This is a genomic window from Pedobacter sp. NO84 (genome assembly GCF_059703915.1).
Genome location: NZ_AP046575.1, coordinates 2625265 through 2647261, shown reverse-complemented (window position 1 = coordinate 2647261; position 21997 = coordinate 2625265). Strand labels below are relative to the sequence as shown.

18 protein-coding genes are annotated in these 21997 nt (G+C 39.0%); 11 read left to right on the top strand and 7 right to left on the bottom strand.

Annotation, left to right across the window (positions count from 1 at the left end):
- Nucleotides 1-134: 134 nt before the first annotated feature.
- Entirely contained in the window at nucleotides 135-494 is a 360-nt protein-coding gene (locus AC6H0V_RS11630; RefSeq protein WP_497560346.1) for a response regulator, read from the bottom strand.
- A gap of 103 nt (nucleotides 495-597) precedes the next feature.
- A complete protein-coding gene (locus tag AC6H0V_RS11625; RefSeq protein ID WP_497560345.1) occupies nucleotides 598-1746 on the bottom strand; it encodes a fatty acid desaturase family protein in 1149 nt (382 codons plus the stop codon).
- Between the two features lie 359 nt (nucleotides 1747-2105).
- Here AC6H0V_RS11625 and AC6H0V_RS11620 point away from each other — a divergent pair, with 359 nt between their 5' ends.
- The 9 genes from AC6H0V_RS11620 (at nucleotide 2106) to AC6H0V_RS11580 (ending at nucleotide 14450) form a co-directional block, all read left to right on the top strand.
- Nucleotides 2106-3371, top strand: a complete 1266-nt coding sequence (locus AC6H0V_RS11620) for an alkaline phosphatase family protein (RefSeq protein ID WP_497560344.1) — start codon at nucleotides 2106-2108, stop codon at nucleotides 3369-3371.
- A gap of 242 nt (nucleotides 3372-3613) precedes the next feature.
- Nucleotides 3614-5206, top strand: a complete 1593-nt coding sequence (locus AC6H0V_RS11615) for a S10 family peptidase (RefSeq protein WP_497560343.1) — start codon at nucleotides 3614-3616, stop codon at nucleotides 5204-5206.
- Nucleotides 5207-5389: 183 nt separating this feature from the next.
- On the top strand, nucleotides 5390-5563 hold the full coding sequence (locus AC6H0V_RS11610) for a hypothetical protein (RefSeq protein WP_497560342.1): 174 nt from the start codon (nucleotides 5390-5392) through the stop codon (nucleotides 5561-5563).
- A gap of 5 nt (nucleotides 5564-5568) precedes the next feature.
- Nucleotides 5569-6432, top strand: a complete 864-nt coding sequence (locus tag AC6H0V_RS11605; RefSeq protein ID WP_497560341.1) for an SPFH domain-containing protein — start codon at nucleotides 5569-5571, stop codon at nucleotides 6430-6432.
- A gap of 109 nt (nucleotides 6433-6541) precedes the next feature.
- Nucleotides 6542-7108 carry an RNA polymerase sigma factor gene (locus AC6H0V_RS11600; protein WP_497560340.1) on the top strand — a complete coding sequence of 189 codons (567 nt, stop codon included), beginning with the start codon at nucleotides 6542-6544 and terminating at the stop codon, nucleotides 7106-7108.
- 94 nt (nucleotides 7109-7202) lie between these two features.
- Entirely contained in the window at nucleotides 7203-8261 is a 1059-nt protein-coding gene (locus AC6H0V_RS11595; protein WP_497560339.1) for a FecR family protein, read from the top strand.
- A gap of 174 nt (nucleotides 8262-8435) precedes the next feature.
- Nucleotides 8436-11708 (top strand): SusC/RagA family TonB-linked outer membrane protein, encoded by a 3273-nt coding sequence (locus tag AC6H0V_RS11590; protein WP_497560338.1) that lies wholly within the window; start codon nucleotides 8436-8438, stop codon nucleotides 11706-11708.
- A gap of 18 nt (nucleotides 11709-11726) precedes the next feature.
- The gene (locus AC6H0V_RS11585) at nucleotides 11727-13304 is read left to right on the top strand and encodes a SusD/RagB family nutrient-binding outer membrane lipoprotein (protein ID WP_497560337.1); all 1578 of its coding nucleotides are present in this window, start codon (nucleotides 11727-11729) and stop codon (nucleotides 13302-13304) included.
- Nucleotides 13305-13484: 180 nt separating this feature from the next.
- Nucleotides 13485-14450, top strand: a complete 966-nt coding sequence (locus tag AC6H0V_RS11580) for an acetyl-CoA carboxylase carboxyltransferase subunit alpha (RefSeq protein WP_497560336.1) — start codon at nucleotides 13485-13487, stop codon at nucleotides 14448-14450.
- Nucleotides 14451-14584: 134 nt separating this feature from the next.
- On the opposite strand, the gene AC6H0V_RS11575 is transcribed toward AC6H0V_RS11580, so the two are convergent.
- Complete coding sequence (locus AC6H0V_RS11575; RefSeq protein ID WP_497560335.1) at nucleotides 14585-17725, bottom strand: protein O-mannosyl-transferase family; 3141 nt, start codon at nucleotides 17723-17725, stop codon at nucleotides 14585-14587.
- 370 nt (nucleotides 17726-18095) lie between these two features.
- Here AC6H0V_RS11575 and AC6H0V_RS11570 point away from each other — a divergent pair, with 370 nt between their 5' ends.
- Both AC6H0V_RS11570 and AC6H0V_RS11565 read left to right on the top strand, forming a co-directional pair.
- Nucleotides 18096-19037 (top strand): ribose-phosphate pyrophosphokinase, encoded by a 942-nt coding sequence (locus AC6H0V_RS11570; protein WP_497560334.1) that lies wholly within the window; start codon nucleotides 18096-18098, stop codon nucleotides 19035-19037.
- 86 nt (nucleotides 19038-19123) lie between these two features.
- The gene (locus AC6H0V_RS11565; RefSeq protein WP_497560333.1) at nucleotides 19124-19705 is read left to right on the top strand and encodes a 50S ribosomal protein L25/general stress protein Ctc; all 582 of its coding nucleotides are present in this window, start codon (nucleotides 19124-19126) and stop codon (nucleotides 19703-19705) included.
- Between the two features lie 473 nt (nucleotides 19706-20178).
- Here the strand turns inward: AC6H0V_RS11565 and AC6H0V_RS11560 are convergent, their stop codons facing one another.
- The 4 genes from AC6H0V_RS11560 to AC6H0V_RS11545 form a co-directional block, all read right to left on the bottom strand.
- Nucleotides 20179-20625 carry a VOC family protein gene (locus AC6H0V_RS11560; protein ID WP_497560332.1) on the bottom strand — a complete coding sequence of 149 codons (447 nt, stop codon included), beginning with the start codon at nucleotides 20623-20625 and terminating at the stop codon, nucleotides 20179-20181.
- Between the two features lie 146 nt (nucleotides 20626-20771).
- Nucleotides 20772-21104: a hypothetical protein gene (locus tag AC6H0V_RS11555; RefSeq protein ID WP_497560331.1), complete on the bottom strand. Its 333-nt coding sequence runs from the start codon at nucleotides 21102-21104 to the stop codon at nucleotides 20772-20774.
- A gap of 211 nt (nucleotides 21105-21315) precedes the next feature.
- Nucleotides 21316-21606: a helix-turn-helix domain-containing protein gene (locus AC6H0V_RS11550; RefSeq protein ID WP_339580856.1), complete on the bottom strand. Its 291-nt coding sequence runs from the start codon at nucleotides 21604-21606 to the stop codon at nucleotides 21316-21318.
- On the bottom strand, nucleotides 21596-21949 hold the full coding sequence (locus tag AC6H0V_RS11545; protein WP_497560330.1) for a type II toxin-antitoxin system RelE/ParE family toxin: 354 nt from the start codon (nucleotides 21947-21949) through the stop codon (nucleotides 21596-21598). Before AC6H0V_RS11545 ends, AC6H0V_RS11550 begins: the two co-directional genes overlap by 11 nt.
- Between the last annotated feature and the right edge of the window lie 48 nt (nucleotides 21950-21997).

The window sequence follows — 21997 nt, the reverse complement described above, 5'->3', positions numbered from 1 at the left end:
AAACAATGGATGAACGGCTATGAATTAGAAATATTTTATAACCTCCAATCTGATCGGGAATGCTTAATTGTACTGGGCGAGAAAATAGGGTGTATTTTATATGTCAAATAGCCAAGCGCTTTCCCTACAACGTTTTATACCAGCAAAGCTATTTTCTCTAAGAGAACATCGATCTCGAACGGCTTTGCTAAAAAATCATCAGCTCCGGCAGTTTCCGCAGATCGTTTTAGATCATTGCTGGCAGAAATCAAGATTACAGGAATATTTTTGGTTAGGTCTTCGGTTTTTAATTGCTTACATAACTCTCGCCCGTCAGAACCAGACATCCAAATATCTAATATATAAATATCAGGTAGTGGAGTTTGGAAATCGAGGACTGTATTTCCATTTAAAGTAGCATTTACCTCGTAGCCTTCCATCTCGAGCATCATGCCCACCGCATCTAAAATGCCGGGATCATCATCTGCAACAGTAATTCTTTTGGGTTTATTCATTTGGGACAACTCTCTACAAAAGCTAATGAAAGGAATTTATGCACAATTAACAAATTAAATAGTTAATTGTTAAACATTTTCACTCCAGATAGAGGAATGAACCCTATGAAAGTTGCGTAATTTTAACCTTGGCAGTTAGGATACAAGGAACTGGACTTACTGCCTGTTGCTGATAGGCTTCTTTGCCTAATTTTCTTAACATCCGATAATGAGAAGCCAAAGCACTCATAAAAGTAGGACTTTCGATGTAAGGAAGATTAAACTCGATGGCCGTATCCTTCACAATTTTACCAATCGCAGGATAGTGAATATGACAAATTTTAGGAAATAGATGATGTTCAACCTGCCTGTTTAATCCGCCACATAAGAACCCCGCGACCTTGCTATTTACCGCAAAATTTGCTGTCGTCATCATTTGATGTGCTGCCCAAGCCTCTTCAATATTTCCTTCCTCATTAGGATGTGGGAAACTTGTACCTTCTACAACGTGTGCTAATTGAAAAACCAGTCCCAAAACCAGTCCTTGCGCAAATTGCATGGCCAAAAAGCCAATTATAAATTGCCACCAAGCAACATCAATCACAATTAACGGTAAAATGATAAAAAGGAAATAGTAGATAAATTTAAAAAAGAAAAGGTTGAAATATTCGATTTTAGGATGATTCGCAACTTGGCATCCAATTTTAGTTTGAAAAAACTTTTTGTAATCCTTTCTAAAAACCCATGATAGCATCGCTAAACTATATAATCCGAAGGCATAGAAATGTTGAAAACGCTGAATTTTGTTTACGGGCTCGTTTTCGCAAAAGCGGATTAATCCCGGAGCAACGTCTATATCTTCATCGTGACCCGCGATATTCGTGTAGGTATGGTGAACAATATTATGGCATATGCTCCAAACGTAGGCACTTGCTCCCACCAAACTAAATAATATACTAAAAGATTGATTGATGATAGGCTTGTCTGAGAATGCTTTGTGAATAGCATCATGACAAATGTTAAAACCCACAAACGCACCGAACATTCCCAAAAGGATAGCCATACCCATCATTACCAAAGGGCTAAAATTGCCCAATAAAATTAAAAGGTATAAAGTAATAAAACTCCCTAAGAAAAAAAATGTCTTGAACCACATTGCACCATTGGCATGTACACTTAATTGCTGATCTTCAAAATGAGCGTCAACACGCTTACGTAAAGTGGCATAAAAGGTAGATTTATTGGCATTGGTGAATTTGACTTTCTTTGTCATAATTTGTGTAGAAGAGCGTTTGAACAGTTTTTATATTTTAGCTAAAGTAACTTTATTAATGTGTTATCCTACATTAAAACAATTTTATTTTGCAACCCCTTTAGCTCTATTTACGAATATTCTTAAGGAGTAGATGTTGGATACGATTAGCTAATTTGAATTCGTTTGAGAAGTTGATCAGACCGAAGTGTGTCTTGAGAGGAGAATTATTTATTCTTCGTGTTATATAGAACAACTCGAATTCAATTTAGTTTCGCTTTTCTTTAAAAGCCCGATTAAAATTTTCTAATAAAAACAGGGATTAAAATTACAGTTGAAATCTCCCTCATAAATCCACAATATATCAGTATTTTTGATTCATGGCCAGCTACACGAGATTTTTAATACTTGTCGTTTTTATAAGCTTAAATTGCGTTAGGGTTAATGCACAGGATACCACACAAAGAGTTGTTCCAGATAGAGCAAATAGTAAGGAGCAACAGGAAAAGCCTTATGTTATTCTAATTTCTATTGATGCTTTTAGATGGGATTTGGCTGATAAATACCAAGCAAAAAATCTCATTAAGCTAAGAGAAAATGGGGTACAGGCCGCTTATCTAAAACCCTCGTTTCCTTCGTTAACCTTTCCTAATCACTACAGCATTATTACAGGTCTGTACCCCTCGCACCATGGAATAGTTGATAATATTTTTTATGATAAAACTAGGTCAATTATTTATAGGAAATCGGATAAAAAAATGGCTGTTGATAGTTCCTGGTATGGGGGCAAGCCACTTTGGGTGGTGGCAGAACAACAACACTTATTAACTGCTATTTTCTATTGGCCCGGATCAGAAATTTCGATGGATGGCATCAGACCAACCTATTTGTATAACTATAACGAGGTTATTCCAATTGATAGAAGGATAAGCATCGTAAGCGATTGGCTAAAATTACCAGCAGAAAAAAGACCGCATTTTATAGCATTGTATTTCCCACAAGTTGATAAGGCAGCTCATAATTACCAAGTTGATTCTGAGCAGACTAAAGCCGCTGTACAACTCGTTGATGAGGCCATTGGGAAATTGGTGGCAGCAGCCCAAGCCTCGGGATTGCCTGTAAATTTTATTGTGCTCTCCGATCATGGTATGACAACCATTGATAGGGAAAATACCATCGCTATGCCAAAATCAATAGATCTGACCCAATTTATAGTGCCGCCAGGCAATTCATTGCTCCATGTATATGCAAATGAAAAGAACAAAATAAAACCAACCTATCTTTCCCTAAAAGAGGAAGCCATTAACTACGACGTGTATTTAGCAAAGGGTATTCCCAAAGCATGGCATTACAATAAAAATGAAGATCATTACCAGAGAGTGGGGGATATTTTATTAGTGCCAAAGCTGCCGAACGTATTTAATATCAATGGCGTTAAGCCGGATATCGGTCAACATGGCTTTGATCCCTCCATAACAGATATGCACGCTACATTTTATGCTTGGGGACCGCAGTTTAAAGAACATTTGAAAATAGAGGCATTCGAGAACGTAAATATTTATCCCCTGATTGCAAAGATTTTAGGTTTAAAATTCTCCAATAAAATTGATGGGAAGGCAAGGGTATTAAGGCCCATCTTAAAATAAGAGCTCAAGACAATTGCTAGATTTTTTTATTGTTAGATTGTGTGTAACAAAATCTTAATAATTTGGCGCACCACACCTTTCTACCCCTTAGGCAGGGGTTTAAATGGATCAAATCTGTTTAATCTGTGGCTAACAAATTGATAGGAAAGTAAAAGTTCTGCGACGTACCTTAAAATTAGCTAATTGGCTAATTCACTACTTAGCTAATTTGTATATTTATCCAACCATCAAACTCTTAACCAATGAAGAAGATCTTTACCACTGCATTAATTGTTTTAAGTTTTGTTAGCATTGCGCAGTCACAGCAGCGTCAACAAGGTCAAAATGTTCAACGTACAACAACTACACCGCCTTCTGGGGCAACTACAACTACCACGGTAGTTAAGGAAGAACCCATGGCCCGTACCCCAAGTACGCAATCACGTACCATTGTGCCCGAAAGTTCGGTTATAACCAATCATACGGTTACAATTAAAGGAAGATCCATTCCCTATAAAGCTACAACAGGAACTTTACCTGTTTGGGATGAAGAAGGCAAACCAATCGCTGGTTTATTTTACACTTACTACGAGCGCTCTGACGTTCAAAATAGAGAAAACAGACCATTGGTGATCTCTTTTAATGGTGGTCCGGGCTCGGCTTCTGTTTGGATGCACATCGCTTATACGGGTCCGGTGGTACTAAATATTGATGATGAGGGATATCCCATCCAACCCTATGGTTATAAAGAAAATAGTTCCTCTATTTTAGATGTTGCCGATATCGTGTATATCGACCCCGTAAATACAGGATATTCTAGGCCAACTAGTAAAGATGTACCAACCAATAAATTTTTTGGAGTAAGAGCTGACATCAAATATCTCGCCGAATGGTTAAATACATTTGTAACCAGGAATAACCGTTGGGCATCCCCAAAATTCTTAATTGGCGAAAGTTATGGTACAACCCGCGTTTCGGGCCTGGCCCTAGAATTACAGAGTAATCAATGGATGTATTTAAATGGTGTAATCCTGGTATCGCCTACAGAATTGGGTATGGAAAGAGGCAATGTCATGGATGCTGCACTGCATTTGCCTTATTTTGCCGCCACTGCATGGTACCATAAAATGCTTCCCGCTGATCTGCAGAGCAAAAAATTGACAGATATGCTTCCAGAAGTAGAGAATTTTACCGTAAATGAACTTATTCCCGCAATTACCAAAGGTGGATTTTTGCCAATGGCCGAAAAGCAAAAAATAGCCGCGAAAATGGCCAGATTTTCTGGAATTTCCGAAAAAGTAATCCTTCAAAATAATCTTGATATATCAACAAATCTCTTTTGGAAGGAACTATTGCGCGATAAAGGATTTACCGTGGGCAGGTTAGATTCACGTTATAAGGGCATCGATAGAGCTGATGCGGGTGATGGGCCTGATTATAATGCAGAGCTAACCTCTTGGTTACATTCTTTCACTCCAGCTATAAATATGTACATCAGAAATGAACTGAACTATAAAACCGATCTGAAATACAACATGTTTGGCCCAGTAAATCCTTGGGACAATACCGGCGATAGAACTGGAGAAAATCTCCGCTCGGCAATGGCGCAAAACCCGTATTTACACTTATTGGTACAATCTGGCTACTACGATGGTGCCTGTGATTATTTCAATGCCAAATATAACATGTGGCAACTTGATCCTAGCGGGAAGCTAAAAGATAGGATGAGCTGGGAAGGTTATGAAAGTGGACACATGATGTACCTGCGTAAACCTGATCTAGCCATGGGAAATGAGCATATCAGAGAATTTATTCAGAAAGCATTGCCAAAACCTGGAGTGCCAGCGAAGTTTTAATTGGTATTTTCTCTAGGCTAAAAAATGCGCTATACTTTGCCTCTTTGATTCTTCCATCCAAATATTTATCATTACAGGAGATAAGAGTTGGCCTAAAATTGATCGGCGAAATCTTATAATTACTGCCTGCAGGCAAGCAGGAGTGAATTATCCTCGGTGCGTAACGAACAACAAATTGTAACAATGAATCAAATTATTATTCTAATCCGGGTAATCGCAGCCATCATCTTTATCACTCTGGGCGTAGATAACATCAGCGAACCGTCTAGCCTAAAAGTGGTTATTGGTATAGTAGAAGTGCTCTTAGGAATTGCGATTGTATACAACCCCATCATTTTATTATTTAAAAAACTTTAACGCTTATGGAATTTCAAGATTCAGACAGAGGGCCTTTAATTAAGAAAATAATCAAATATACGGCGGGATTGGTTTTACTGATTCTGATCTATGCGATACAGCCTTTTACTTATGAGAATATTGACGCAGGAAATGTGGGAATTAAAATAAACCTATATGGTTCTGATAGGGGCGTTGACAACATTACCATTGTTACGGGCAGGGTTTGGTACAATACATGGACAACCAAAATTATCGAATTTCCTACGTTCACACAGTCTGTAGATTACGAACCTTTTGTTGTAACTACAAAGGATGCTGCCGAATTTAAGGTCGATCCTAAGTTAAATTACCATGTAAATGCTTCAATGGTTCCACAAATCTATCGGCAATACCGTAAGCCTTTAGGGGAGATTGAACAACAATTTATGCGAAATACGATTTATGATGCGTACCGAATAGTAGCAAACTCGTTCAGCTCAGATTCGGTGATGAGCAATAGAGAAAAATTTGAAGACAGGATTCAAATTATACTAACAAAAAATCTAAGTAAGGATGGATTTGTATATGACCAATTGACATCGGCCATCACACCACCAGAAAGCTTAAGACAGATGATCGACGAGAAAAATGCCTCTATCCAAGCCAGACTTAAAGCAGAGAATCAAGCCAAACAAGCTGATGCCGAAGCAAAAGTTAAGGTGGCAACGGCAACGGGCGAGGCTCAAGCCTTATTGGTACGGGCAAAGTCTGAAGCTGAAGCTAATCGTTTGAGGCAGGCATCCCTAACTCCTATGTTGATCCAGCAAGAATGGATTAAAAAATGGGACGGTAAGCTACCCACAACCCAGGCTGGAGGCAGTACAAGTTTGATGATGCCGATTAAGTAAAGGGTGTGGCGATACGCGTTTGGCGTTAGGTAAGTACTCATCGCTCAACAAGTTATCTGCCAACGCTTACCAAAATTTTAGTTATTATTGTTCTCCTACTAACCAAATTATGGATCATAAACTTGCGCATCATTTACTTTGGGAACGACTGCGTATGGGAGATAAAGACGCTTTTTTCGATCTCTACAAAACACTCTATTATCCTTTGGTTAATTTTGGCATTCGCGTTTGTGCTGATGCAGACAGCGCAAGTGAGGCTACGGATCTGGTTTTTACAACCATTTGGGATAAACGCACCACACTTCAACGGGTTGATAACGTAGAGGCGTATCTTAGGACCTTTCTAAAAAGGAAGTTACTTAGAATTTTAGATCGTCGCCGAAAAATAAATGATGCACTTTTTAATGCTGGAGCTGATGGCGAATGGATTGAAATGAGCTATGAAGAATTTATAGTGAAGGTGCAAAGCGATGAGCTGGTTCAGTACAAATTAAAAATTGCGTTAGAAAAACTAACGTTTAGACAGAAACAATTGATCCATCTTAAATTTTTCGAAGGCCTTACTTATGAGCAAATTGCCGAGCAAACACATCAATCTATAAAAACTGCCTACAATACCATTTACGATGCCTTAAAAATTTTGCGGAAAGCGCTAAAATCCGATGAACTCAGGTAATAGAGGTTTAAAACATCCTATGTTAAAAAAAAGTTAAGATTTCTTTAGGAAAAAAAGAAGTATTTAGGCACTGTTATATAAAAGGCAATTTATAATGACAGATAGAAGTAAGTTTGATGCCGAAGATTTCCTGATTGATAATACTTTTCAGCTTTACTGTTCAGGAACAGATGAGCGGTGCACAGCCTATTGGGAAAAATATGTTCAGGCACATCCAGAGCAACAACCTACCATAAAGGAAGCACAAAGATTATATCGAATATTGAGTGGAAATAAACGGCAATTAAATAAACAGACTGTTACTTTTAAACAAAACTATTTAGTTGATACCCCAATTCTAAAGACAAGCAAATTTGGCTGGTTAAAAATTGCTGCAGCAATAATTATTATATCTGGTATTGGTTTTTTTCTTAGCTACAATTTAAAAAAGGCCAATACGGTACAAACAGCTGCACTTCATTTTAGCACCAAAGCTGGCGAAAGAAAGAAAGTTAACCTTCCAGATGGTTCAACGGTATTTCTAAATGCAAAAAGTGAACTTTCCTTAAGCAAAGATTTTAACTCGAAATGTAGAGAGGTTACCCTAAACGGAGAGGCTTTTTTTGATGTGGTACATGATAAAAACAAACCTTTCAAAGTACATACTAGTGCTTTTAATATCAATGTTTTAGGTACTGCTTTTAATGTTAAAGCATATGCGGATGAATTACAATCCGAAGCTACGTTAATTCGAGGTTTGATCACTATGGAGTCTACTACTGGAGATGGAGGGGTAATTACGTTGAAACCCAGTCAGAAAGTAACGTTTTATAAAGCAGAACTTCCAGTTGCCAAAGAAAAGGTGGTTAAAGCCATTAAGGCTAAGCCAGAGATATCTATCAATCACTACACCCTGGTTAAAGACAGTACAATCGTAGAAACCGCTTGGATCCAGAATAGGATTGAAATTTACGATCAAGATTTTGAAGAAGTTCGGGAGATACTAGAGAAATGGTATAATGTAGAAATCAAGTTTGCTAATCCTGGGCTTGAGCATTATCGCTTTACCGCTACATTTAGCAATGAGAATATTAAACAAGTATTAGAGGCCTTACAAAAAGTAGAAAACTTTAAATATGAAATAAAAAACAACCAAATACTTATCTCCAAATAGAAAAGGACGGTGTTGACGCACCGCCCTTTTAATTTTTTGATCAGTCCCTGGCAGCTCATGCGCTAACAGTTTTACTGCCAAATAACCTTGTAACCAAAAAACAAAAATATGATTTATTATTACTTACCGCAAGAGCGAAATAGGTATAAATCGCTCTTAAAATTCATTTTGCTAATGAAGTTAACCTGTATATTGGTTTTCGTGGCTTGTTTGAATGTTTCAGCATCGGTATTTTCTCAAGAGAAAATCTCTCTCGATGTGCGAAAGACCAAGCTGGCAAAGGTATTACAGCTTATTGAACAGCAAAGTAGCTATCATTTTGTGTATAGCTCATCGTATGTCCCAATAAACAAAGATGTAAGCATCACCGTAACCAATATGCCCGTTATCGACGTACTAGCTACATTGCTAAATAAAATTAACCTAAATTATTCGGTTTCAAATGAAGGTTTAGTGGTGATTAGCAGAAATAAGGAAGTTCCTATTTCAGGGGTAGTTAAAGATAATCTTGGAGGAATATTGTCTGGAGCGAGCGTTAGGGTAAAGGGAACTGCAATAGGGGTTTCAACGGATGTGAATGGTAGATTTACCTTAAATGCGCCCGAAAACGCAACTTTGGTTATTTCTTATGCAGGTTTTCAAAGCCGGGAAATAGCCATTGGTTCTCAAACCACTTTCGAAATCTTATTGGTAGAAGATACTAAGCAGCTAACCGAAGTTGTAGTTACTGCTTTGGGAATTAAAAGGGAGCGAAGAGCCTTGGGATATTCAGTAAGCCAAGTTTCAGGAGAAACCTTAACACAAGCTAGAGAAAATAACATCGTAAATTCTTTGGTTGGTAAAGTGGCAGGTCTAGACATCAGCTCAACATCGGGTGGTGCAGGAGCAGCTACCAGTGTTACCATTCGTGGCGTATCTAGTATCAACCAAACCAGTCAGCCGTTATATGTAATCAATGGTGTGCCAATGGAAAATAAACCAGTGGGCATCAATAATAAAAATCCCTCGGGCAACTCAGGAGGTCAATACGATAATGCTCCCGATCTGGGTGATGCTGTAGGGAATTTAAATCCTGATGATATCGAAAGCATCTCCATCCTGAAAGGTGCAGCTGCCTCGGCCCTGTATGGATATCGCGCTAAAGCTGGGGTAATTCTAATAACCACAAAAAGTGGAAAGGGGAATAATATTGAATTCAATAGCAACTATGTTGCCGAGCAGGTAATGGATAGAACAGATTGGCAGTACATCTATGGTCAGGGAGCCAATGGTGTGAAGCCTGCAGACGCTACCTCAGCGGCGCAAGTAGGGGGTTCGAGTTGGGGAGCTAGATTAGATGGCTCAAGTGTTCCCCAATTTGATGGTATTAGTAGGCCGTATATAGCGCAGAAAGATAATGTGAAGAATTTTTACCGCACGGGTGGGAGCTGGACCAACACGCTAGCTTTTAACAAAACTTTTGAAGGTGGGGTAGTACGGGTTTCGGCCAGTAACCTAGATAATAATTCGGTAGTGCCTAATTCTGGCTTGAACCGTCAAAATTTTAATTTATCGGGAACTGTAGATGCGATCAAACGACTAACAATTGACGCACGGTTCAATTATATTTTGGAACAGGCCAAGAATCGCCCAATGCTCTCAGATGGTGCAGGAAACGCCAATTATAACGCGGTTTTTTTACCCACTAGCGTTGATATATTAAACCTTCAGCCCGGTAAAAAAGCCGATGGTAATGAATTGGCTTATAATACGGGGAATACGTATGCAACGAATCCTTACTTTGCTGCATACGAGTTTGTACACAATACCAAAAGAGAACGGTTAATTAGCTCTTTTAATGCCAGGTACAATTTCGAAAATGGCCTTTTTCTTCAGGCACGTGCCGGAAGGGATGCTTATAATGATAGTTATACCGCTGTAACACCTTCGGGAACTGCTTATAATGTAAATGGGGGTATGACCGAACAAACTACTAAATTCTCTGATATAAATATTGATGCCTTGATGGGCAAGAGCTTTACATTAAAGGATTTTTCCATTACCCCGAATTTAGGAGGAAGCTATCGGCGTACAAGTTCCAGTCAAACCACAAATAACGGAGGCGAGTTTGCCATATTTGGGATTTATAACCTTACCAATACTAAAAATAAATCTCTGGGCTTGTCTCAGGTAAACTCAGAAGTACAATCCGCTTATGGAACGTTAGAGCTTGCCTATAAAGACATTTTATATGTAACTGGGAGTGGACGTATCGATTGGTTTTCTACACTTGCGACGCCGAATAAAGACAACGACCTTAATGTAATTTATCCGTCGATTAGTGGATCGTTTGTGTTTTCTGAGCTATGGAAACCCAAATTCTTAAGCTTCGGTAAGCTAAGAGCAGGTTATGCAAGGGTGGGTCAGGCTACAGATCCCTATCAAACACAATTGTACTATAACCTAAGAAGCGAATCATTAAATGGTAAGCCAATCGGAAATATCGTAAATGAATTTATTCCAAATTCTGCTTTGATTGCCTCAAAAGCAAGTGAGTTCGAGATTGGTACAGAGATGCGCTTTTTTGGCGATCGACTTAATCTTGATCTAACTTGGTACAATAAAAAATCGAAAGACGAGATCATCAATGTCACTACTTCTACAGTAACTGGATATAGTGGAGCGGTTTTAAATGCCGGCGAAATGAGAAATAAAGGGATTGAAGCTTTGGTGTCGGGCGTGGTGTTAAAAAACAAGAATTTTAGTTGGACGTCTAGCATTAATGGTTCTTATAACGACAACCAGGTGCTTTCCTTGGCTGAAGGAACCATGTCTCAGCCCATTGCAACGTCAAGAACTGGAGTAGGGTTTCTGCAAAATATTGCAGGTAAGTCTGCAGCACAAGTAATGGCTTACGATTTTAAATATGATGCTAGCGGTAATATCGTAAAATCAAACGGCATCCCAGAAAGGGGAGAATTGATGGATTTTGGCTCGGCATTTAATAAATATACTGCAGGCTGGAACAACGAATTCTCTTTTAAAGGGGTTAATTTATCGTTCCTAATCGATGGTAAATGGGGAGGAAAAATCTTCGCTGCTACCGATTACTACGGTTATATTTTCGGTCTGCACCAAGCTACATTAGTAGACCGTGATGCTTTAGGAAACGGTGCAGCTACCTACTATAGCACTTATGCTAACAATGTATCAAAGCAATTCGTACAAGATGCGAGCTTTATCAAATTTAGACAGTTCACATTGGGCTATAATTTTCCTTCAAAAATGTTCAATAATAGAATAAAGGGACTTAACGTAAGTTTCGTTGGTCGTAATTTATTTATTCTGATGAAGAAAACCGACAATATTGATCCTGAATCTAGTTATAATGCTACTTTCCCAGGATTGGAGTTAGGGGGCGTTCCACCGGTTCGCACCTTCGGTTTAAATTTAAGTGTGAAATTGTAATCTTTAAAAGAATTGAAAATGAAAACGATCATAAAACTATATCTACCGTTTTTTACAGCCTTGATATTGATAACAAGCTGTACAAAAGATTTCCAGGAAATTAACACCGATCCGGTATCGGTAGGACAAGAACAATATAACCCCAATTATCTCTTATCAACCGCACAGCTTACTTATACTGGGAGCACTGACTTTGCATATGAAACATGGAGGGGCAATCTAATTTATGCCTCCACCATGATGCAGGGTTTGTCTTCTGTAATCAGCTATTGGGCCGGAGATAAATATATGTTAAATGAAGGTTATACAGCGGCTTATTGGGAAAAAGCCTATCCAGATCAGGTAAAATATGCCGCCGATCTGGTTGAGTTTACCAAAGGCAAAGCGCAATACAATAATATTCATCAAATGGGCAGGATTTGGAAGGCATTGATTTTTGAACGAATAACTGATCTATATGGAGACGTTCCCTATTTTGATGCGGGCAAGGGTTATTATACTAGCGTTTTATATCCTAAATACGATTCGCAACAAGCTATCTATGCTGATTTGCTCAAAGAATTAGATGAAGCAGGAAATGCATTAAATACCAGTGGTGATGCCGTAAGTGGTGACGTCGTATATGGTGGAGATATCGGCAAGTGGAAGCGTTTTGCTGCGAGCTTAATGTTACGGACGGCAATGAGGCTAAGCAAGGCTGATGCCACCTTAGCACAAACCTATATCACAAAAGCTGTTGGTAAAACAATGACAGCGGATGCAGATAACGCCATGATTAAACATGATGTATCGGGTGGCAGGGTAACCCAAAACAGGAATAGTCAGGTTTTGGCAGGAGATGGAGGTCAGGAAAACTTCTATACCAGATGGAGCAATACATTTATTACCTTCTTGAAAACCAACAATGACCCGCGCTTGGGTAAAGTAGCGGTTACCAAATTATTTTTAACCGATGGTACGAAAATCCAGAATGCTGCTTTCGACGCTACTCCTGCAGCACAAAAAGGAATGCCAAACGGAAAGGATCTAAGTGGTATTGCGGGCAGGGATGTTCGTCAAGATGCCTCATTTACCGCTTTTATAGATTATTCTTCTCCTCATCCAGGTATGATAAAAAAAGATGGCAACACCTTTATTTTAACGTATGCAGAAACTGAACTGATTTGGGCAGAAGCTGCACAACGTTATAACATTGGCGGTACCGCCATTTCACACTATAATGCTGGGGTTACCGCGGCCATGACTTTTCTTTCGCAATATGATCCTGCAATGGCCATTAACTCGGGAGATGCAACGATATACTTGGCAGCCCATCCCTATGTTGCGGCAAATGGTTTAGAAATGATTTCCCAACAATATTGGGCGCACACCATTACAATGCTAGATTTTTATGAGACCTGGTCAAATTGGAGAAGAACGGGCTTTCCGGTACTAACACCCATTATTTATCCAAATACAAACACTGGGGGAACTATTCCTCGCCGTTTTCCATACCCTTTATCAGAAGGTGTTTCTAATGCCTCTAATTATAAAGCAGCTGTAGCCGCAGTTCCTGGAGGCGATAAGCTTGTCGGAAAGGTATGGTGGGATAAATAAAAAATTTGTTTGTTGATTTAAGTCGATATCATTAATTTGATATCGGCTTTTTTATGCAAAGAGCAGAGCGGGCAGAGTCTAGCTGAACACTTTACGCCCAGGCTTCATGCTCTTCGCTCCGAGCCCGTTGCTATTTTATCTTTGTTCCTCAAATTTTTTCGTTATTTTTACAGCCCGCTTATGGAACAGATAAAAACATCATTCGATTTTGAGAAACCTTTGGCTGATTTAATGCAGCAAATAGAAAAGGTAAAACAAGTGGCTGATAAGACTAAAGTAGACATGTCTGCAACTTTAGAAGAACTCGACGAAAAGGTAGCCACTACCAGTCAGAATTTGTATAACAATTTAACTGGTTGGCAAAAAGTTCAAATGTCTCGCCACGCAGAAAGACCCCAAACATTAGATTATATCAGTATGATCTGTGATGACTTTATTGAAATGCATGGCGATAGAACCGTGAAAGATGATAAGGCTATTATTGGGGGCTTCGCAACCATCGAGGGTCAAACGGTGATGATTATAGGGCACCAAAAAGGAAAAAATACAAAGGAGCGCCAATACCGTAATTTCGGAATGGCAAACCCTGAGGGATATAGAAAAGCCCTTCGCTTAATGCGTTTGGCAGAAAAATTTAATAAGCCTGTAATATCTTTCATTGATACCATGGGTGCATTTCCAGGTTTAGAAGCTGAAGAACGCGGACAGGGAGAAGCGATTGCAAGAAATTTATTGGAGATGTCTATTTTACGGGTGCCTATTCTATGCTTTGTAGTGGGCGAGGGGGCCTCTGGAGGGGCATTGGGCATTGGCATTGGAGACCATGTGTACATGCTTGAACATACCTGGTATTCTGTAATCTCCCCAGAATCGTGTTCTTCTATCTTATGGAGAAGTTGGGATTATAAAGAAAAAGCAGCCGAATGCTTAAAGCTTACTTCTGATGATATGTTTAATAACCACCTAATTGATGGAATCATAAAAGAGCCTCTTGGGGGTGCACATCAAAATCCGGAATTAATGGGGCAAACATTAAAACAACAGATCTTAAAAGACCTTGAAGAGCTTAAAAGCGTAGACACAGATACATTGATCGCAACAAGAATTGATAAATTTTGTGCGATGGGCGTGGTAAACGAAAATTAAGAGTCATCGGATGATTTAAATCATCCGATAACTGATTCATAAAGAAAGCCTCTCGATTATCTCGAGAGGCTTTCTTTATGTTAACTAAACTGAAAACCGATAACTGAAACTGCAAACTGAGAACTCCCAGCTGCTTACTGTTGCGGTCCGAAGAACTGACTAAATCTACTGTATAGTTCATTGTACTGTTTATCGATGTCTTGCGCAAGCTTAGCTTGACCAAATTTGCCAGCTATTTTTCCCATTGGTTCTAATCCATACATTAAACCAATTTGTACATTCTGCCCACCCACCAGTGTTTCTTTGCTTTTAGAAACATCAGCTAAATAGGTTACTTCTTTCTTAATATAAGCTGCTGATTTTTTGATCAGTTCATTCGCTCTGTCGGTATAGCCTAAAATATAGAGATTTTGCGCCATCGTTGGTACACCCATCATGATGCGGATTCCATAAATTTTGGTCGGCATCACTTCGTAGTACTTTTCAACTACTTTTTTAGCGTCTTCAATTCTTCCGGCCTTAATTAATCCAGTAATCAGACTATTAAACATATTGTTGAAGATCGAAACATCATCTGCCGATTGCGAATCCAAATAAGAAGCTTTTTTGATGTTTCCCCATTTAAATTTGTTCATGATATGATTATACATCGGCTCAAGATTTATTCCCTGCTCGCCTGTAGAGGCTGCTGCAGTATCAATCTTTAAAGGCAATAGTCGGTAAGCCAATCCTTCGTTGTATAAATAGTTATCTAATCCATTAAATTGCTCATTCGGTACCGTGGTACAGAAATATACAGGTCTTTTCCAATTGTTATGCGCCAAAATATCGAGCATAGCCAATGTTCCCTTCGTTACATAGCCCTTATTGAATTTCCATTCCATCACCGGCGCAATTTTTCCAGCCTCACTCGCAGGAACTGTACCTGTGCTAACTACATCTTGCGGATTAACCGTTAGCTTAAAGTTCTTAGTTGGAATAAAATTGGTCTTGTTTCCATCATTTAGCGGAATTTTATCGGCTGGGTTCTCTGACAACAATAAGTCAACGATATCCTTCAATTCTACACTGCCCTCGATATTCATCTCTTTGTAATACATCACATCTCTTTCGCCCGTAACATACTGGGACTCTTTCATTGTAATTGGCAGTGGATCTGATTGATGCACTCTTTTTCGCATTCCGTTAATGTACCAATCGGTATCAAATAAGCTAAGGTTTACTAAACGAATGTCTGGACGAACTCCTTCAACCTCCTGAATATACCAGAGCGGGTAGGTGTCATTATCACCATAGGTGAAAAGGATAGCATTTGGGGCACATGATTCCATATAACTTACGGCGATATCATGGGCAACCATCTTCTCAGAGCGATTGTGGTCATCCCATCCTTGGCTTCCCATTAACACCGGGGCACCGACTAAAGCGATTGCGGTTGCACTAATTGCTGCGGTTTGAGCATTAATCTTACCGAATACCCATTCTTTTATGGCCAGTACCGAGAGCCCGATCCATATGGCAAAAGCATAGAATGATCCTACATAGGCATAATCACGTTCTCTAGGCTCGAGGGGCTTTTGGTTTAGGTAAAGCACAATTGCAATACCAGTGCAGAAAAATAACAATCCAATAATTCCACCATCTTTAGGGTTACGGGTAAAGTGCCATATCATACCTAATAAACCTAATATCAAAGGCAAGAAAAAGAAACGGTTATAGGATGTACTTTCGGTTATAGATGGAGGTAAGTTGGTTTGATCACCTAAGTTTATGGCATCAATTGCTTTGATACCGCTCAATGACCTGCCTTCGTAATAACTTCCCTGACCTTGATCTTCATTTTGTCGTCCAACAAAATTCCACATAAAGTAGCGCATGTACATCAACCCTACTTGATAGCGGGCAAAAAAGCCTACATTATCTGCGAAATCTGGCGAATACTTGTCGTTATCATAGCTAACCGTATTCCCCATTTTATCGGTTTTATTTTTATCGATATAATCCTTGTAGTAATTTACGTGCCTTCTTTCTTCGCTGTACATTCTCGGAAAAAGAACCTCGTGCTGCAGATTACGGATACTATCAGGCATGTCCGGATTTTCACTATATTCATTATGGGTTTTTATACCGGAAACTTCATATTTAGTTTCGCCTTTTCGGTAAGTCTTGCCTCCTTGAATGGTTTTTGGTTGCGATAGATCACTTTCATACAGGGGAACCGAGTTGTAATTCGGGCCTTTTAATAAGGGCCTATCTCCATATTGCTCGCGGTTAAGATAGCTTAGAAAAGAAAAGGCATTATCAGGATTACTATTATTTAAATTAGGTTTTGCCTGCGCCCTGATTAAGATCATTGCGAATGAACAATAACCGAAGATGATTAGGGTAGTTGATAACAAAGCAAGATTTAAAATCTTTTTATTGTGTTTTATAGAATATCTGATCCCGAAAACCAGTCCACTAACCAAAAGGATAATAAAGAACAATACACCGGTTCCGAAGCCTAAACCTAGCGTATTAACAAAGAAAAGGTCAAAATAGGCGCCAAAGGATACAAGGTATTGAATAATTCCATATTGCACAATGCCTAGGATTAGGCCACCAATGGCGATGGTTTTAAACATCCCCGCATAGTTGGGCTTTTCGGTTTTTCTGAAATAGTAAACAAAAGCCATCGCCGGAATGGTCAATAAGTTTAGGATGTGGATCCCTATAGAAAGCCCCATAATGTAGGCAATAAATAAGAGCCATCTATCAGCACGAGGCTCATCAGCCACTGCTTCCCATTTCAATATTGCCCAAAATACAACTGCTGTACATAGTGATGATAGTGCATATACCTCAGACTCAACCGCCGAAAACCAAAAACTATCGCTAAACGTATAGGCTAAAGCTCCAACTAAACCGGCTCCCATAATACTGATGAGATTTGCTTTGCTCAATTGTTCGTTACCTTTGATTAAAATCTTTTTAGCTAAAGCGGTAATGGTCCAAAATAAAAACAATATTGTTGCTCCACTGGCAATGGCCGAACCAACATTCATGAAATAAGCAACTTTGGTATTATCACCAAGCGCAAAAAGAGAGAAGAAGCGTTGGATCATTAAGAAAAGTGGTGCACCTGGCTGGTGTACAACCTGCATTTTTAACGCTGAGGCAATAAACTCTCCACAGTCCCAAAAGCTTACCGATGGTTCAAGGGTTAAAATGTAAGTAGTAGTTGCAATGAGGAAGCAAATCCATCCTACGATGTTATTTATTTTAGAATATTTCATTGTATAGGAGTAATAATTTGGTATTGACACATAAAAATGCTGCCGAAAATAAAGAAATAGATTGATATTAGTATAAAAAATCTAGTGCATTTAACAAAAATTAACCGTTTATTTTAGCCTTGGATAGGCTTTTGAAATTATTTGAACTTTTTTTGAATTCGGGCTTGCAGCTAAAAAAAATAAACGTAAATTTGCATTCCATTTCAGAACAACGTTCTAAACGGGAGATTGTCCGATAGTATAAGGGTAGTACAACGGTTTTTGGTACCGTTTGTCTTGGTTCGAATCCAGGTCGGACAACAAATTTTTTTCGGATTGTGACTAAAACCGCAATCCGATTTTTTTTAACCAGCATTGATACCCGCGAATCATGCCATTGCAATTTAACCCAGTTAAGATTTTTGCCGGAAGCGGTACAAAAGATTTAGCGAATAAAATTGCCGAAGATTACGGCAAGCCACTCGGAAGTGTTACTTTAAGTAGGTTTAGCGATGGCGAATTTCAGCCTTCTTTTGATGAATCTATAAGAGGAAGCGATGTATTTTTGGTTCAGTCTACTTATCAGCCCAGCGATAATTTAATGGAACTGTTGCTTATGGTTGATGCGGCTAAAAGAGCATCAGCACATTACATAACTGCTGTAGTTCCGTATTATGGTTTAGCTAGACAGGATAGAAAAGATAAGCCTAGGGTAGCAATAGGTGCAAAACTGGTGGCTAATTTATTGAGAGCTGCTGGAATACACCGGATCATGACGATGGATTTACATGCGGCACAGATCCAGGGTTTCTTTGATATTCCGGTAGATCACTTAGATGGATCGGTTATTTTTGTGCCTTACATCAAGAGCTTGGGCCTAAAGAATTTAACCATTGCTTCACCAGATATGGGGGGCTCATATAGAGCTCGTACTTTTGCAAAGTTTTTTAACGCAGAAGTGATTATTTGTGATAAAAGGCGTAAGCGTGCCAATGAGATCGAATCTATGTCGATTATTGGTGATGTGACTGGGCAAGACGTAGTATTGATAGATGACATTTGCGATACGGCTGGAACATTGGCCAAAGCAGCAGCGCTGATTATGGAAAACGGCGCAAGTAGTGTGAGAGCGGTTTGTACACATCCGGTTTTATCTGGAAAAGCGTATGAAACCGTTCAGAACTCGGTTTTAGAAGAATTGATCGTAACAGATACCATTCCGCTAAAACAAGAGTGTGAGAAAATAAGGGTACTAAGTACATCCAAGTTGTTTGCAAAGGCTATTGCCAATGTAAACGAACATGGTTCAATTAGCGACCTTTTTAGAGTTTAAGCAGAGCGCAGGGAGCAGAGAGTCACCCCATGCCCCATGCCCGATGCTAGAAAAAGAGTTTAATTACAAATTAAAATAAATAGAAAATGAAAACAATCGCAATTAGCGGTTCTCCAAGAGAGAACGTAGGGAAACGCGATGCTAAAGAGCTTCGCTATGAAGGTAAAGTTCCTGCAGTATTGTATGGTGGTAAAGAGCAAGTGCACTTTGCAGTAACAAGTACAGACCTAAACGAAGCTATTTACACTCCAGAAGCTAACTTTTTAGAAATCAACATCGGTGGTACTAAAACTAAAGCTATCATCAAAGACGCACAATATCATCCACTAACTGATTTATTGTTGCACGTTGATTTTCTTCAACTGTTTGACGATAAAGAAATTACCATGGAAATTCCTGTTAAATTGGTAGGAACTTCTCCAGGTGTTAAAATGGGTGGTAAATTGGTTCAAAAACTACGTAAATTACGTGTTAAATCATTGCCTAAAAACATGCCTCAAGTAGTTGAAGTAAGTATTTCGAAAATGGAAGTGGGAAGTTTGTTCCGCGTACGTGATTTACAAAAAGGTGATTTTGCTGTAACGAATATCCCAGAAGATACAATCGTTTCTGTTGGAATGTCTAGAGCATTGAAACAAGCAGAAACAGAAGCAGCTAAAGGAAAATAAGCAGTTAACAATTAACAGTTGGCAGTTTCAGTTGCTAAAACCTAAGCGGTACAGAAGAAATTTTGTACCGCTTTTTTTTAAGGTGATTACACCGATATTAAGTGATTACACAGATTTAGACGATTACACCGATTAACCGGTCGTCCTTGCGGGGAGGCACGGTTGCGAGAAACGAAGCAAAGCAATCTCCTTTGGGTTTTACAATACAATGATATTCGCTGAAGGATAAGTTCGATCCTATGGTAACCGATAGCCGTTTATTTAGGGTTTTTAAACTTCTTTGAAGCGCAGGGGCAGTGCCAAAAATTAAAGGCAGTCCCGCCATCTACTCCAATCTTTTTGCAACCTCGTAGGTTCTACAGAACCTACGAGGTTGCAAAAAGTATTTCCGTGTCTGTCGGGGCTAGTTGGCAAAGGCAATGCAATTATTTAAGGTTGCAGCGTTGCATAGGGTTAGTCCTCTTTATTAAATGCTAATCGAGCTTTTCTGCTAAACCCACCAAAATTCCCTCGGTTCCTCTAATGTAGCACAACCGATAGATCCCCTCATAATTAACGATTTCTCCAACAAGTTGGGCGCCCATTTTGATAAGCCTGGCTACCAATTCATCGATATCTTTTACATTGAACATCACTCGTAAATAACCCAGGGAATTTACAGGAGCAGTTCTATGGTCGGCTATAGTGGCTGGAGTAATAAACTTCGAAAGTTCAAGGCGACTGTGGCCATCAGGTGTAACCATCATGGCAATTTCTACAGATTGATTACCCAGTCCGGTTACCTGCCCAGCCCATTCTCCCTCTACCATGGCACGTCCTTCGAGCTTCAGCCCAATTTCTGTGAAAAATAAAATGGCATTATCAAGGGATTCTACAACGATCCCAACATTGTGCATTTGGAGTAGGTTGTTTTTTGGCATGGTTTAGGGGTGAAGGTTTTTTATAAAGTTAAATTTTCCCATCTAAGGGTAGGTTAAATCACTAATGCAATATAGGAGGTGAGGATGAATTTTCCTCTACCTTTACCAAACTGCTTGTTACCTGTAGGTTTTGCATTGCCTATACATCATTTTGCATTTATTGCTTTGATGTTCGTGTTGTTTGGGAGGTTTCGAATTTCTGTCCAATATTCTTCCCTTACATCTTCGTCAATGTGAATTGGGAGTCTTTCTCGGTAGAGCCTATCCTCCCCGTCTTTTTTGCAACCTGAAATCCAGTACTCTTCTCCCGTCTCTACATCAAAATAGTTGGCCTTAAATCCCCGTCCACCTAACGTTTGAAAGGTTTTTCCATTGTAGTGAATCGATTTGCCAGTCTTAGAAAATTGTACCCTTCCGATCCTAGCCTCACCTGTCAAGCTCTCACCTTTAAATTCAATATACATTATTCTTGTTTTCATATCGATGGGTGCTTTAGTCTTTCATTTTTGCACTGTCTTTGTTACTTGCACATAACGTTAAGAATTTTTATGTCGTGACGCTCTTCGAGTTGTAGAAGTTCTTTGATTATTTCATCTTTCATTTTTACAATTTTCAATAGGCTCACTAAAGCCCCACTACTTGCGATGCCAATAGTTGTAAATTTTATAAGGCTATTAGTGCTATCCTGGGCTATAGTTCAATAGAGATTTTAACTTTTCCGCCAAGTCCCTTTTCTACAATGTCAAACAAGGTTTTTAAAGTTAGGTTACTTCCATTGTTTTCTATCCTAGAAATATATTCGCGTTTCCTGTCTACAAGTTCTCCAAGTTCGCTTTGGGTTAGGTGTTTGTCTTCCCTTGCCTTGCGCAGCATTAGTCCGATTTTAAAACTCGCAAAATCTCTGTCAAGTTCGTCGCGTCTTTCCGTTCCCTTTTTTCCGTATACGGTATCTTTGACTTCTTTCCAGCTTTTAGTTTCCATTTTTCTTATTTTTTTGTTCGTAGTACTCTGCCATTAGGCGCAACCCCTTTTCAATTTCGTTTTTTGGTGTTTTTTGTGTCTTTTTCTGAAATCCGTTCAATAGGATAATCAATTTATCATTATCGAAGAAACAAAACACTCGCCAAATATTTGAACCCAGTTGGATTCTTGCTTCGTAAAGGCCATCTGTACCAACAAGAAATTTCAGATAGTTTGACGGCACACGTTCAAGAGTTTCAATAGCTTCGATAATTTTGAATATCTTATCCTGAACCTTTTTAGGTTGTTCAAGTAGGAATTTTTCAAAGTAATCCTTAAAAGCTATAACTTCTCTTACCTTCATGAACAAAGGTAACTTATAAGTTACTACGAAACAAATTTATTTTCGAAT